This is a genomic window from Bacillus sp. DU-106, from assembly GCF_004799705.1.
Classification (GTDB): Bacteria; Bacillota; Bacilli; order Bacillales; family Bacillaceae_G; genus Bacillus_A; species Bacillus_A cereus.
On sequence record NZ_CP026607.1, the window covers coordinates 4,099,217 to 4,112,699 of the forward strand.

Sequence of the window (13,483 nt, forward strand, 5' to 3'; positions counted from 1 at the left end):
GAAGACTGTCTCCAGTATTAGGAGACAGTCTTTTTTATAACGTATCATATTTATCAGGATTCGTTCCTACATGTAAATCACGATTCAACGTGTTAATTTGACGTATCTCTTCTTCAGTTAGTGCAAAATCAGAAATAGTAAAGTTTTCTTTAATACGAGATGGTGTAACAGATTTAGGAATTGTAACAATCCCGCTTTGAATATCCCACCTTAATATAACTTGTGCAGGTGTTTTTTCATATTTGTTAGCAATAGCCTGAATGATTGGATGCTGGAATACTTCTCCGCCCCTCATTAACGGACTCCATGCTTCCATTTGAATTTGCTCATCTTGACAATAATTTCGCAACTCAAATTGCGTCAACATCGGATGAAGTTCCACTTGGTTTACCATCGGCTTCACTTTGCAATTTGGTAATAATAGTTCTAAATGATGTTTATGAAAATTAGAAACACCAATCGCACGCACTTTACCTTCTTCATACAATTTCTCTAAAGCCCGGTACGTATCAACATACTTCCCTCTTACCGGCCAATGTATTAAATATAAATCTACATAGTCCATTTGTAATTTTTTCAAACTCTTTTCAAACGCCTCGAGTGTCTCCTCATATCCTTGATCGTCGTTCCATACTTTTGTTGTAATAAATATATCTTCTCTTGGAATTCCTGATTCACGTATCGCCTCTCCGACACCGCTTTCATTTTCATATACAGTTGCTGTATCAATCGAACGGTATCCAACTTCTAACGCTGTTTTTACTGCTTGCTTTACTTCGTCTCCTTCTTTCGCTTTATATACGCCTAGACCAATCATCGGCATTTTCACGCCATTATGAAGTGTAGTTGTTGGAATATGCACAGTCGTCTCCCTTTCATTGTTACATTTTTTATAAGCCACAATTTTATTTCAACAAGATTCATCCCAAAAGTCAAAACATACGTACAGTTTACATAACACTTTTATATAGCTAAAAAATAGCGTGAACTCATTCATTCACGTTATTTTTTCTCCATTCTTTCGCTTTTTCATCCACATTGCGCACAAACTCATTTTTTCCTTCCGTATATAACGCGCCATCATATGTATACTTTTCGGCTAATTCTTTCTTTAAGGTTGCATATGCCTCTGCTTCTTCACAATGAGCCATCATATAATCACGAAATGCTAAATGCCTTACTATCTCTGGATTTCCTTTTTCAAACACGTGTAAATGATACGAGCGTTTTTCTTCAGTTCCATGAATAAAATATCGGCGTCTTGAAATACCATTTTCCCCTTTTACGATGTAACCAAGCTCTATAAATCGTTCATTCCACCCATCTACTCTTTCGATATTTTCTACTTCCATGATCATATCAATAATAGATTTAGCTGCCAGTCCGGGAACTGACGTACTTCCAATATGATAAATTTTTACCGTTTCTGGCATCGCTGATTTTAATCTTTTAGCCTCCATTTGAAATTTTTCACTCCAATGGTTTTCATGTGGAACAACGACAATTTTTCTCATTCTAACTCCCCTTTTCTTACAAGCTCGTCAAAAAATGATCAGTGGTATTTCACTGATCATTTTTTTATTATTTAAAGTCTTTCCAAGTAAGGTTACTTTCACTTAGCAGTTCTTCAAATGATTTATTCTTTTCACGTTCTTTTTGTTCTTGGCGCTTTCTTTCCAGTTCAGCTGCCTCTTTTTCCTCTTCCCTCACTTGCAACTCTTTCTTCTTACTCTTTAATTGTTGCATGAGTGAATCATTTAATTGATCGCCTAATGTAAGTGTTTCTTTCTTTGGTTGATTCACTTGTGATTGTCTTTGCATTTGTCTTTGTTTCTTTTTCTTCATGCTACTCACCTTTTACTTTTTTCTCCATTATAGTAGATACACAATGAAATCGACAATAAAAAAGGGTCTTTACTCTATTATTCACTTTTTGTAAATATGTTAATTTTTCGAAAAGACTAAATTTTTATGTAGCTATAATCCTATGAATCTATTAAAATTATGTCGTATGATGTCAGATTATAAAAAAGGAGAATTATATTATGTGGAAAAAAATTATTCCTGCCGTTGCTGTTTTAAGCACCATTACTTTTTCAAGCGTATTTGCCGCTCCCCCATCTCAGAATCCAGCTGAACAAAACCGCTACATAGACGTACAAATGCTTGGTATTAATGATCTCCATGGACAACTAGATACTGTTAAAAAAATCAATAATAAAGAAGCTGGTGGCGCTGATTACTTAGCTACTTATTTAAAAGAACATAAAAAACAAAACCCTAATACACTTCTCGTACATGCTGGTGATATCGTCGGAGCTAGTCCACCAGTTTCAGCATTATTACAAGATGAACCGACGATTGAATTTTTAAATGACTTAAAATTTGATGTCGGTACAATCGGGAACCATGAATTTGATGAAGGCATTGATGAAATGAAACGCCTCATTTACGGTGGATATCATGAAAAAACAGGAAATTTCAAAGGGGCTAACTTCCCCTATGTAGCTGCTAATTTCTATAACAAATCAACTGGTCGCTTATTTTTACCACCATTTACTGTAAAAATGGTAGATGGTGTTCCTGTAGGATTCATTGGGGTTGTTACAACTGATACACCAAATGTCGTTATGCCTACGATGCTTAACAATGTACAAATTACTGATGAAGTAGAAGCAATTAATAAATCAACACAACAATTAAAACGCCTCGGCGTTAAATCTATCGTCGTTCTTGCTCATGTCGGTGGAACAACCGATGAGTCTGGGGTAACAAATGGCGATCTTACTCGAATTGCAAATGAAACAGACCCAGAAGTTGATGTTATTTTCGGTGGACATAGTCATACGTATGTAAATGGTACAGTAAACAATAAACTAATTGTCCAAGCAAATTCATACGGAATGGCTTTCTCAGACGTCGATGTAACAATTGATCGTAAAACAAAGAATATTGTAAAGAAAAAAGCTGAAGTTGTTACAACGTATCATGAAGGTGTAGAACCTGATAAACAAGTAAAGAAAAAACTAGATCAATATAAAGAAAAAATCGCACCACTTGTAAATGAAGTGGTCGGAAAATCTACAGCACCTATCGACCGTAAACAAAATGATGCTGGTGAGTCCACTCTTGGAAATTTAGTTGCCGATGCTCAGCGTCAAACGATGCAAACTCAAATCTCCCTCATGAATCCTGGTGGCATTCGTAATGACTTAGATGCTGGTGATATTACGTGGGGTGAGTTATACGGCATTCAACCTTTTGGAAATCAATTGATTAAAGTAGATTTAACAGGTCAAGACATTCGCGATATTTTAAATCAGCAATGGCAAAAAGGAACAACAAGAATGCTTCAAATTTCAGGTATTCAATATACGTGGGATGCAAATAAACCAAACGGTGAAAAAGTTACAAATATACGTTTAACAAACGGAGAAGAATTATCTCCATCTACAACGTATAGCGTAGTTGCAAATGCCTTCTTAGCTTCTGGCGGTGATGGATTCATATCATTTAAAAATGGTAAAAATGCAGAAACTGGGCCAAACGACTTTGAAGCGTTAGTCAATTACGTAAAACAATTAAAAGAACCAATTCAGCCAGTTATTGATGGAAGAATTCAAAAAGTAAATTAAGTGTTTCTCTAATAATAAATTTCATTTTTCACGTATAAAGGATTTGTACTGATTCTCTATTTTATACGTAATATACATCATAAAAAGGATACTCGTTCTTCTAATGAACATAGTATCCTTTTCTTTAGTTATCAAAATGTGATGTTTTGTCAACTTCATATTGCTGTAAAAATTGTTGCAACGCCTCTTCTACAAGTTTAGATTTTTGAATTCCTTTCGATTCTGATATAAGGTCCAATCTTGCTAATATTTCTGTATTAATAGAAAAGGTTCGTCTCTTTTTCTCTGTACTTTTACTCACAATTGGTGCAATTACTTCTTCTCTTTTTCTTAATAACTCATAAATGCTTTGTAATTGCTCATAAATTAATAATTGATAATCTGTTTTCTCATATTGAAGGGCGGTCGCTTCTTGGAGTTGTAAGTGACGTGGTTCTTCTCCATCTCCTACAAAAATACGTTTCTTCTGCTCTCCATCATATTCGTATCCAATCAATCTTAATTTCTTCGATAATGTATACGGGCTTATTTCAAGACGTTTTGCTATAATAGCGATGGATTCACGTCTATTTAAACCATCTATAATTTCTCCAATCGTCACAATTTCCCTCCTCCCGTGTTGAAATGACACTAGTATGGTATGTTACAATGATTTTCTAACAGTATATGCAAAATGAATAGCCTGTGCGATTCATACGATTTCACAAAAGGAGGTTTTCAATATGCTTTTTCGTAGCTACACCCCTCAGTTCTATAACGAAAACAAACAACTCATTCCTAATAGTATCGCTACGATAGAAAGCGTTATGATTAATAATCGAAAACAAACTCTCCTTATGCGTGGACAAAACGTAGAGCAACCTATTTTATTATGCTGTCACGGCGGACCTGGGATGGCACAAATCGGATTTATTCGCCATTTTCAAAAAGAATTAGAGAAGCAATTTATTGTTATTAATTGGGATCAGCGCGGAGCTGGTAAATCCTTTTCAATGAAAGATTTCGGAGCAAATTTCACAATCGAACAATTCGTTTCCGATGCAAAAGAAGTGATTCAATATGTACTTAAAAAGTTCAACAAACAAAAACTATTTCTCGCTGGTCATTCTTGGGGAAGTATTATTGGGCTTAACATAGCACATCAATATCCAAAGTATATCGAGGCTTACATCGGTATTGGGCAAATTGTACATATGAAACAAAATGAAGAATTGCTATATCAACATTTAATTCATTCTGCAAAAAAACATGATCATAAAAAAGCATTAGCTTCCCTTTTAAAATTAGGCAAACCACCATTTTTAGATACGAGACGTCTCATTATTCAAAGAAAGTGGCTTGGCACATTTGGAGGCGCAATCCAAAACGGATCTTCCTTTTCTTTCATACGAAAAGGTTTCTTTTCTCCCGAATATACGCTATTAGATTGGTTCAAGTTTCTCGCAGGAAATTTAAAATCTGGAATTTTATGGGAAGAAATGCTGACAATCGATTTCTTTTCTTCTATCTCAAGTTTATCTATTCCAGTTTATTTTTGTTCTGGTCGCTATGATTATCAAACTCCTTATGCACTCGTTCAGGAATATTGCGATATTATTGAAGCGCCTATAAAAAAGATGATTTGGTTCCCAAATTCAGCACATTCTCCTGATTTAGAAGAACCAGAATTATTCGCTAATTCTTTACAATCAATTAAACAAGAGCTAGCTTTTCAGCATTAGTAACAAAAGGCTCTTTTACATTTCATAGAAAACATTTTATAATAATATGTCGCAAGTATGTATAAACATAGCAAAATGTTTCATATTTACTTGTCTTAACAGAATAAAAATTTAGGGAGATTACATTTATTATGAACGCTGTACTCGTCGCAGTAGCAATTATGCTATTGCTTAGTTTGTTACGTGTCCAGGTCATTGTCGCCATCATTGTTGGAGCTTTAACAGGCGGACTTATCGGCGGACTCGGTATTTCAGAAACGATTAACACTTTTACAACTGGTCTTGGAAACAGTGCTCCAATCGCTTTAAGTTATGCAATGCTTGGTGGTTTCGCTATTTCCCTTTCCAAAACAGGACTTCCAGATGCTATGATTCAAACTGCATTAAAATGGATTGGCAATGAACAAGACACGAAAAAACAAGTTTATTCTAAAATACTTATTTTATTCATTATTTTAACGATGGCTTGTTTCTCACAAAATGTGATTCCTGTTCACATTGCTTTCATCCCCATCTTAATTCCAGCACTTTTAAAAGTATTAAATGAGCTGAGAGTGGATCGCAGACTTGTCACATGTATTATTACATTTGGATTGATTACTCCTTATATGTGGATCCCTGCAGGGTTCGGAAAAATTTATCATGACGTATTGCAAACCAACGCTGCGCAAAGCGGCCTTACATTTGATGTCACACTTATTCCAAAAGCAATGACTATTCCAGCAATCGGTATGATTATTGGATTATGTGTAGCGGTATTCATTACGTACCGAAAACCTCGTACGTATGAAACAGAACAAATTCATACTACCGAAAATGAAATCGTTCCCTATACAAAACGTAGCATTACTTTCGGGTTATTATCTATCATTGCTACATTAACTGTTCAATTAACAACAGAATCAATGATTTTCGGTGCTTTAGCAGGTATTATCGTCTTATCAGTTAGTGGCAGTCTACCACTTAAAGAAGCAGATGCGATATTAACAAGCGGAATGCGTATGATGTCCTTTATTGGCTTTGTTATGATTGCTGCCGCTGGATTCGGCGCTGTTCTTCGAAAAACAGGACATGTTGAATCTCTAGTGCAAACGAGTGCACATATAATCGGAAATAACAAACCACTCGCTGCATTTCTTATGCTCGTTATTGGACTTCTCGTTACGATGGGAATTGGTTCATCCTTTTCAACCATCCCTATCTTAACAACCATTTTTGTACCTCTTTGCATTCAGCTTGGATTTAGTCCAATGGCCACAATTGCAATTATCGGTACAGCCGGAGCACTAGGTGACGCAGGATCTCCAGCATCGGATAGTACCCTTGGACCAACATCCGGTTTAAATGCTGATGGTCAGCACCATCATATATGGGATACATGTGTACCCACTTTTCTACATTACAATATACCGTTACTTATATTTGGCTTTATTGCCGCAATTACATTATAAAAAGGTGCGTATAAAACGCACCTTTTACTTTTTTATTTTTCCTTTTAATTGTTGAAAAGCTACTTTTCCGTTATCTTTGACATAGCTTTCAATTGTCGGTAGTGATGAACCTATCCATTCACACTCTATACTCCCATTCGGTCCAACAATTTTTAATTTATCTGGTATATGTATATTTAGAAATCTCGCTGACCGAATTAACTCAATAGCAATCTGATCACTTGAGGCTACAATTCCATCTATATACGGATTGTTTTGCAATAATGTAATAAATTGTTTATTTGTATACCCTTGTACACATTCTTCTCGATAAGAGATTCCTTCATCCCAAACAGCGTCTAAAAACCCTGCTATATGATCTTCCATTTCTTCACTTTCTTCTCCCTCACCGAAATATGCAAGAAAGTGACACCCTTTCTCTTTTAATAAAGAAACAGCTCTCTGTCCACTTTCATAATAATTTCCATGTGATTGTTGCTCATCGATCACAACAAATGGAAATGGAATTTCTCCTACACTTTTAAAAACTGCTCTCGTCAAAATAACACCTGCAATGTTATTTTGCTTCAGCATATGTATGTATCTATCTTTATTCTCTATATTACAAATAATGATTTGATAGCCTTCTTTATATGCTATTTCCTCAATACAATGTAGCAAAGTGATGTTTGATTGGTTACATAAATTATCTACAAGTAATGCAATTATCGTTGAACTCTCTTTAAATAGTGGCTTCGCTGCACTGTTTGGCCTATAACGTAATTCTTCAATTGCTTCCTTTACTTGTTTTACTGTGTCCTCATGAACGTATCCTTTTTCATTAATAACTCGTGAAACGGTTGCGACTGAAACACCTGCCAATTTTGCAACATCACGTATAGTTGCCACATCGTCACCCCTTAATATGGTAATAGATTACAATTTTACGGTAACCTAAATTACACTATCCGTCAAGATTAATAACTCACATTTCTGAAAATTGTTACATCATTTCACTAAACGATACTCCAACTGAATTTCATGTAAAATTGGGATATTATCATATCCCATACGTGGAATTTCTTTCTTTATTTTTCGTGCCTCCTCTACCGCATTCACATATAAATTAGTCATTACAAAATTACGTTTTTGGTAAAATCGTAACGCATTCATATTATCATTTGTTGTAATAAGCCAAACCTGTCTGCACCGTTCTTCTTCTGCAACTTGTAATACACAATCCACAAGTTTCGTCCCTATTCCTTTTCTTTCTTCAAAGCTATCTAGCGATACAATTTCGCATATATTTCCGGTCACTTCATACGTTATAATTCCGATTATTCTGTCATCTGAGAGCGCAACAAATCCTGGAAACTCTTCTAACTGATGTCCCTTACCACGTGAAACCATCAATGAACTTCCCCAGTTCTCACACATGAACATTCGGATTGTTTCTTTCATCGCTGGCGTAATTTTTTGTATATGCAGCATTTCCTATTTCTCCCCTTTTATATCATTGTGATACAATATAAGTGTATCACATGTAACGGTATTTGGAGGATGAGGTAAAGTATGAAACGTTTTTTTGCAGCATTGTTTACTATACTAGGTGCAATAACTGCCCTTGGGATTTTCTTTACAAATAAAGTGATGTACTTAAAGAAAAAAACAGAGGAAGAAGTACTCGAAAGAGAAACGAAAAAACATTTTCGTATAGAGGATTTTGATGCTCTTCATAAAGAAGAAATTCATATTCCTTCACAATTCGGATACGACCTTCACGGATATTACATTCCTGCCGGTCATTCCACCAATAAGTTTATGGTTTTTTGCCACGGTGTAACTGTAAATAAAATAAACTCTGTAAAATATGCAAACTTATTCTTAAAAAGGGGATATAACGTCCTCATTTACGATCATCGTCGTCATGGTAAAACTGGCGGAAAAACAACAAGCTATGGATACTATGAAAAACATGATTTAAAATCCGTAGTTGACTGGCTAAAAAAACGTTTTGGCACCAATATTACACTTGGTATTCATGGTGAATCTATGGGAGCTGCAACACTTCTTCAATACGCAGGACTTGTAGAAGATGGTGCTGATTTCTATATTGCAGATTGTCCTTTCTCTGATTTTCAAGGACAATTACAGCACCGTTTAAAGGTTGAATTCCATTTACCAAAATGGCCTTTATTACCTTTAGCAAACGCATTTTTGAAAGTTCGTGACGGTTATACAATTCGTGAAGTTTCACCAATCGACTGTATAAAAAACATTAACAATCCCGTTCTCTTTATTCATAGTAAAGATGACGACTATATTTTAGCCGATATGACAAAAGCGTTATATGAAGCGAAAGAAAATAATAAGCAGCTTTATATTGCAGAACACGGTGCACACGCTTGCTCTTATAACGAAAATAAAGAAGAGTACGAAGCAGCCGTCGATCAATTTTTAAACACATATGTGAAAGAAACAAAAAACAGGCTTGCATAAGCCTGTTTTTTATTGCGCTAAAACGTCTGTAACTTGTTCCATATTTTCAGAAATCCATTGCATTGCATCATCTAACGTTGGGAATTCTGTCGTTTGAAATGTTACTTCATCTTGAAGTAACCAAACATCCTTTGCCTCTTGCCCTACACCTGCAATGGACCAATGTAACAAACTATATGGATGATTATCATTCAAAAATGATGCCCACGTGCGCTCATTTGCAATGTTTCGTAATGTATGTAATTGTTTATCCATCTCTCGTCACCTTACTCTAGTCAGTTATGAAAACTATTATAACACTCTCTTCTTTCTCAAACAAAGTGCTCTTTTTATATTGTCAAGCACTTCCCTTGATTATATGATGAAATTAAGCGTTTGGGAAGGAGGGATAACGTTGGCAAAAGTACAAATTAAAGTAAATGATAATGGCTCTTTTCGCGTTACAGGGGACGTGGAATTAGTCGACTCACAAGGGAATGTATTCCCAGCAAAACCGGCATTTTCTTTATGCCGTTGTGGTTTATCAAAAAATATGCCTTATTGCGACGCTTCGCATAAAGGTAAATTCGAATCTGTTGTTAGAGCACCAGAGGCAGAATAATTTTACATGTGACATGCACATTTTTTTGTGCATGTTTTTTCTTTTTAGCAACTCCGTTATATCCCTTCTCCTTACAACATTTCTAATACTTTTATTTCCATTCCAGCCTGCATATATTTTCACACAATTCTTCACATTCGAATATTTTTTACTAGCCTTTTATTTTTTTTGTGCTATAATTTGAGCAAACAGCATCCTTCGGGGTCGGGTGAAATTCCCAACCGGCGGTGATGAAGTGAAAACTTCTAAGTCCGTGACCCGTTTTCAACTCGAAAACGGTGGATCTAGTGAAACTCTAGGGCCGACAGTATAGTCTGGATGGGAGAAGGATATGTTTCTAGTTTTTTATATAGTGAATACACTTTTATTTCAGTATGCATATTTTTAAAGATTCATTTTGATTCTTTATATATGTTTAATTTTCTATACTTATTTTTTATGCTGAAATAAAAAGAGACAACTAGCGTTTAAAAATTTGATATTTTGCTAGGTTTTTTCCTTATGCAGAAATATCAATTATCGTTAGGTTTCTTTCCTATGCTTTCGTATTCAAACTATATTTCTAGAAATCACGTCTCCCAAACCCCAAGGATATTAAATCCTTGGGGTTTTTTGATTTTTTTAGGAGAGGTGAAGAAAATGACAGATCAAGAATATATGAGGATTGCCCTGCAGTTAGCAGAAGGGACATCAGGACAAACAAGTCCAAATCCTATGGTTGGTGCTGTTGTTGTAAAAGATGGAAACATCGTTGGTATGGGGGCTCATTTACGAGCTGGTGAAGAACACGCAGAAGTTCATGCCCTTCAAATGGCTGGTCAGAACGCCAAAGACGCTACCGTTTATGTAACACTGGAACCGTGTAGCCACTTTGGAAAAACACCACCTTGTTGTGAATTGCTCATCGAAAAAGGAGTTAAGCGTGTTGTAATTGCTACTCTCGATTGTAATCCGCTCGTTTCTGGTAACGGAAAAAGAAGATTAGAGGAAGCTAGAATTGAAGTAACGACCGGTGTTCTTGAAGCAGAAGCAGTTTTATTAAATCGCTACTTTTTTCACTACATGAAAACGAAGCGCCCTTTTGTAACAATCAAAACAGCGATGAGCTTAGATGGAAAAACAGCAACTGTAACTGGTGAAAGTAAGTGGATTACAGGTGAAGAAGCACGTGCTGATGTTCACCAATATCGCCATACACATGATGCAATTCTTGTTGGAGTGAATACAGTTATAGCTGATAATCCTCATTTAACAACAAGAATTCCAAATGGTGGGAAACATCCTATTCGCGTTGTTTTAGATACCCATTTACGAACGCCACCATCTTCTCATGTTATAACAGATGGTTTAGCACCGACATGGATTATTGTCGGTAAGGATGTAAAGGAAGAGAAGATATCTTCTTATGAATCTAAAAATATAGCTATATTCCAAATGGAAACGAAACATATAGAAATCGAGGACCTTCTTTCCTTTCTTGGAGAGAAACAAATTCTTTCTCTATTCGTTGAAGGTGGCCAATCGATTCATGCAAGTTTCTTAAAAACAAACAATTTTAATGAAATTGTAACCTATATAAGTCCGAAATTAATTGGTGGGAAAGATGCTCCTACTTTATTTGGAGGAAATGGTTTTTCAAAATTACAAAATGCGCTTTCCTTGAAAATTCAAGAGATGAAACAAATTGGTGATGATATAAAAATCGTTGCGAATGCCCGAAACAAGGTGACGAAATGTTTACAGGAATTGTAGAAGAATTAGGAACGATAGCAAACATGCAACAAAGCGGAGAAGCGATGAAATTAACGATTCATGCAAAAAAAATTTTATCAGATGTTCACTTAGGTGATAGTATCGCGGTTAACGGTATTTGCTTAACTGTAACAAGCTTTACAACTACTTCATTTACAGTTGATGCAATGCCTGAAACGATGCAGTCGACATCACTTCGCATGCTTAAACCGCACTCTAAAGTAAATTTAGAGCGCGCAATGGCTGCAAACGGACGATTCGGTGGACATTTCGTTTCAGGACATATTGATGGAATCGGAACGATTTTAAATAAAAAACAACATTACAATGCCGTCTATTACAAAATAGCAATTTCTGATGAACTACTGCGCTATTGTTTGCAGAAAGGGTCCATTGCTGTTGATGGAACGAGTTTAACGATATTTGATATAGACGAATCTTCCATAACGATTTCACTCATCCCGCACACAGTAAGCGAATCTGTCATTGGAGCAAAAAATGCCGGAGATATCGTAAACATTGAGTGTGACATGATTGGTAAATATATTGAACGCTTTATTACTAAACCTACAAAACGAGTAGGTTCAATGACCGAAAGCTTTTTACAAGAAAACGGATTTCTATAAGGGGGAAGCACAATGTTTCATCGTATTGAAGAAGCTCTAGAAGATTTAAAAAAAGGTAAAGTCGTTATCGTATGTGATGATGAAAACCGAGAAAATGAAGGCGATTTTATTGCTTTAGCAGAGTACATTACACCAGAAACAATTAATTTTATGATTACACATGGCCGTGGTCTCGTTTGTGTACCGATTACGGAAGGGTACGCAGAACGTCTACAATTAGAACCAATGGTATCTCATAATACAGATTCACATCATACTGCGTTTACAGTGAGCATTGACCATGTCTCTACAACAACAGGGATTAGCGCTCACGAACGTGCAACTACGATACAAGAATTGTTAAACCCCGCATCAAAAGGTGCTGATTTCAATCGACCTGGACATATCTTTCCATTAATTGCGAAAGAAGGCGGTGTCCTGCGTCGTGCAGGTCATACAGAAGCTGCTGTTGATTTAGCAAAGCTATGCGGTGCCGAACCAGCTGGAGTTATTTGCGAGATTATAAATGAGGACGGCACGATGGCACGTGTACCTGATTTAATAGAATGCGCAAAACAATTTGATATAAAAATGATTACAATAGAAGATTTAATTGCTTACCGCCGCCATCATGAAACACTTGTGACGAGAGAAGTGGAAATTACATTACCTACAGATTTCGGTACTTTCCACGCAATTGGCTATTCTAACTCATTAGATACGAAAGAACATATCGCACTTGTAAAAGGTGATATTTCAACAGGTGAACCGGTACTTGTACGTGTTCATTCTGAATGCTTAACAGGAGATGTATTCGGTTCACATCGCTGCGATTGCGGACCACAACTCCATGCAGCACTTGCTCAAATTGAGCGTGAAGGAAAAGGTGTTCTTCTTTATATGAGGCAAGAAGGAAGAGGCATTGGGCTTCTTAATAAGCTTCGTGCTTATAAATTACAAGAAGAAGGATTTGATACTGTAGAAGCAAATGAAAAACTCGGCTTCCCTGCTGATCTTCGTGATTACGGTATCGGTGCTCAAATATTAAAAGATTTAGGTTTACAGAGTTTACGATTATTAACGAATAACCCAAGAAAAATTGCTGGCTTACAAGGTTACGATTTAGAAGTAGTCGAGCGTGTACCGTTGCAAATGCCAGCAAAAGAAGAGAATAAATCGTATTTACAAACGAAAGTAAACAAATTAGGACACTTACTAAACTTATAATTAAAGGAGAGAT

At 35.9% G+C, this 13,483-nt stretch carries 15 protein-coding genes and 1 riboswitch; of the genes, 8 read left to right on the plus strand and 7 right to left on the minus strand.

The window, feature by feature from the left end:
- Window positions 1-34: 34 nt before the first annotated feature.
- The 3 genes from C3Y97_RS20725 to C3Y97_RS20735 form a co-directional block, all read right to left on the minus strand.
- Window positions 35-862, minus strand: coding sequence for an aldo/keto reductase (locus C3Y97_RS20725; RefSeq protein ID WP_000547993.1), 828 nt, complete (start codon window positions 860-862; stop codon window positions 35-37).
- 127 nt (window positions 863-989) lie between these two features.
- Window positions 990-1,514, minus strand: a complete 525-nt coding sequence (locus C3Y97_RS20730) for a GrpB family protein (RefSeq protein ID WP_136363623.1) — start codon at window positions 1,512-1,514, stop codon at window positions 990-992.
- Between the two features lie 67 nt (window positions 1,515-1,581).
- Entirely contained in the window at window positions 1,582-1,845 is a 264-nt protein-coding gene (locus C3Y97_RS20735; protein WP_000727561.1) for a YqkE family protein, read from the minus strand.
- Window positions 1,846-2,045: 200 nt separating this feature from the next.
- On the opposite strand from C3Y97_RS20735, the gene C3Y97_RS20740 reads away from it, so the two are divergent.
- Window positions 2,046-3,635, plus strand: coding sequence for a bifunctional metallophosphatase/5'-nucleotidase (locus C3Y97_RS20740; protein WP_098212662.1), 1,590 nt, complete (start codon window positions 2,046-2,048; stop codon window positions 3,633-3,635).
- Between the two features lie 124 nt (window positions 3,636-3,759).
- On the opposite strand, the gene C3Y97_RS20745 is transcribed toward C3Y97_RS20740, so the two are convergent.
- Window positions 3,760-4,236: a ribbon-helix-helix domain-containing protein gene (locus C3Y97_RS20745; protein ID WP_000151931.1), complete on the minus strand. Its 477-nt coding sequence runs from the start codon at window positions 4,234-4,236 to the stop codon at window positions 3,760-3,762.
- A gap of 121 nt (window positions 4,237-4,357) precedes the next feature.
- On the opposite strand from C3Y97_RS20745, the gene C3Y97_RS20750 reads away from it, so the two are divergent.
- Window positions 4,358-5,356, plus strand: coding sequence for an alpha/beta fold hydrolase (locus tag C3Y97_RS20750; protein ID WP_000898969.1), 999 nt, complete (start codon window positions 4,358-4,360; stop codon window positions 5,354-5,356).
- A gap of 131 nt (window positions 5,357-5,487) precedes the next feature.
- Window positions 5,488-6,807, plus strand: a complete 1,320-nt coding sequence (locus C3Y97_RS20755) for a Na+/H+ antiporter family protein (RefSeq protein ID WP_000994817.1) — start codon at window positions 5,488-5,490, stop codon at window positions 6,805-6,807.
- A 24-nt stretch (window positions 6,808-6,831) separates the two neighbouring features.
- Here the strand turns inward: C3Y97_RS20755 and C3Y97_RS20760 are convergent, their stop codons facing one another.
- A complete protein-coding gene (locus C3Y97_RS20760) occupies window positions 6,832-7,695 on the minus strand; it encodes a LacI family DNA-binding transcriptional regulator (RefSeq protein ID WP_000201363.1) in 864 nt (287 codons plus the stop codon).
- Between the two features lie 99 nt (window positions 7,696-7,794).
- Window positions 7,795-8,277, minus strand: coding sequence for a GNAT family N-acetyltransferase (locus tag C3Y97_RS20765; protein WP_136363624.1), 483 nt, complete (start codon window positions 8,275-8,277; stop codon window positions 7,795-7,797).
- Between the two features lie 81 nt (window positions 8,278-8,358).
- Between C3Y97_RS20765 and C3Y97_RS20770 the strand changes: the two genes are divergently transcribed.
- The gene (locus C3Y97_RS20770) at window positions 8,359-9,285 is read left to right on the plus strand and encodes an alpha/beta hydrolase (RefSeq protein ID WP_000819232.1); all 927 of its coding nucleotides are present in this window, start codon (window positions 8,359-8,361) and stop codon (window positions 9,283-9,285) included.
- A 9-nt stretch (window positions 9,286-9,294) separates the two neighbouring features.
- Here C3Y97_RS20770 and C3Y97_RS20775 read toward each other — a convergent pair whose 3' ends face one another.
- Window positions 9,295-9,540 carry a DUF2552 family protein gene (locus C3Y97_RS20775; RefSeq protein ID WP_000360793.1) on the minus strand — a complete coding sequence of 82 codons (246 nt, stop codon included), beginning with the start codon at window positions 9,538-9,540 and terminating at the stop codon, window positions 9,295-9,297.
- 139 nt (window positions 9,541-9,679) lie between these two features.
- On the opposite strand from C3Y97_RS20775, the gene C3Y97_RS20780 reads away from it, so the two are divergent.
- The 4 genes from C3Y97_RS20780 to ribBA all read left to right on the plus strand — a co-directional run bounded on the left by C3Y97_RS20780 (window position 9,680) and on the right by ribBA (window position 13,470).
- A complete protein-coding gene (locus C3Y97_RS20780; RefSeq protein WP_001151582.1) occupies window positions 9,680-9,886 on the plus strand; it encodes a CDGSH iron-sulfur domain-containing protein in 207 nt (68 codons plus the stop codon).
- Between the two features lie 190 nt (window positions 9,887-10,076).
- A riboswitch (FMN riboswitch) is annotated at window positions 10,077-10,220 on the plus strand.
- Between the two features lie 305 nt (window positions 10,221-10,525).
- Entirely contained in the window at window positions 10,526-11,638 is a 1,113-nt protein-coding gene (ribD, locus tag C3Y97_RS20785) for a bifunctional diaminohydroxyphosphoribosylaminopyrimidine deaminase/5-amino-6-(5-phosphoribosylamino)uracil reductase RibD (protein ID WP_136363625.1), read from the plus strand.
- Window positions 11,620-12,264 carry a riboflavin synthase subunit alpha gene (gene ribE, locus C3Y97_RS20790; protein WP_000493908.1) on the plus strand — a complete coding sequence of 215 codons (645 nt, stop codon included), beginning with the start codon at window positions 11,620-11,622 and terminating at the stop codon, window positions 12,262-12,264. The genes ribD and ribE overlap by 19 nt, the downstream gene beginning before the upstream one ends.
- A gap of 12 nt (window positions 12,265-12,276) precedes the next feature.
- A complete protein-coding gene (gene ribBA, locus C3Y97_RS20795) occupies window positions 12,277-13,470 on the plus strand; it encodes a bifunctional 3,4-dihydroxy-2-butanone 4-phosphate synthase/GTP cyclohydrolase II (protein ID WP_000468976.1) in 1,194 nt (397 codons plus the stop codon).
- Window positions 13,471-13,483: the final 13 nt, after the last annotated feature.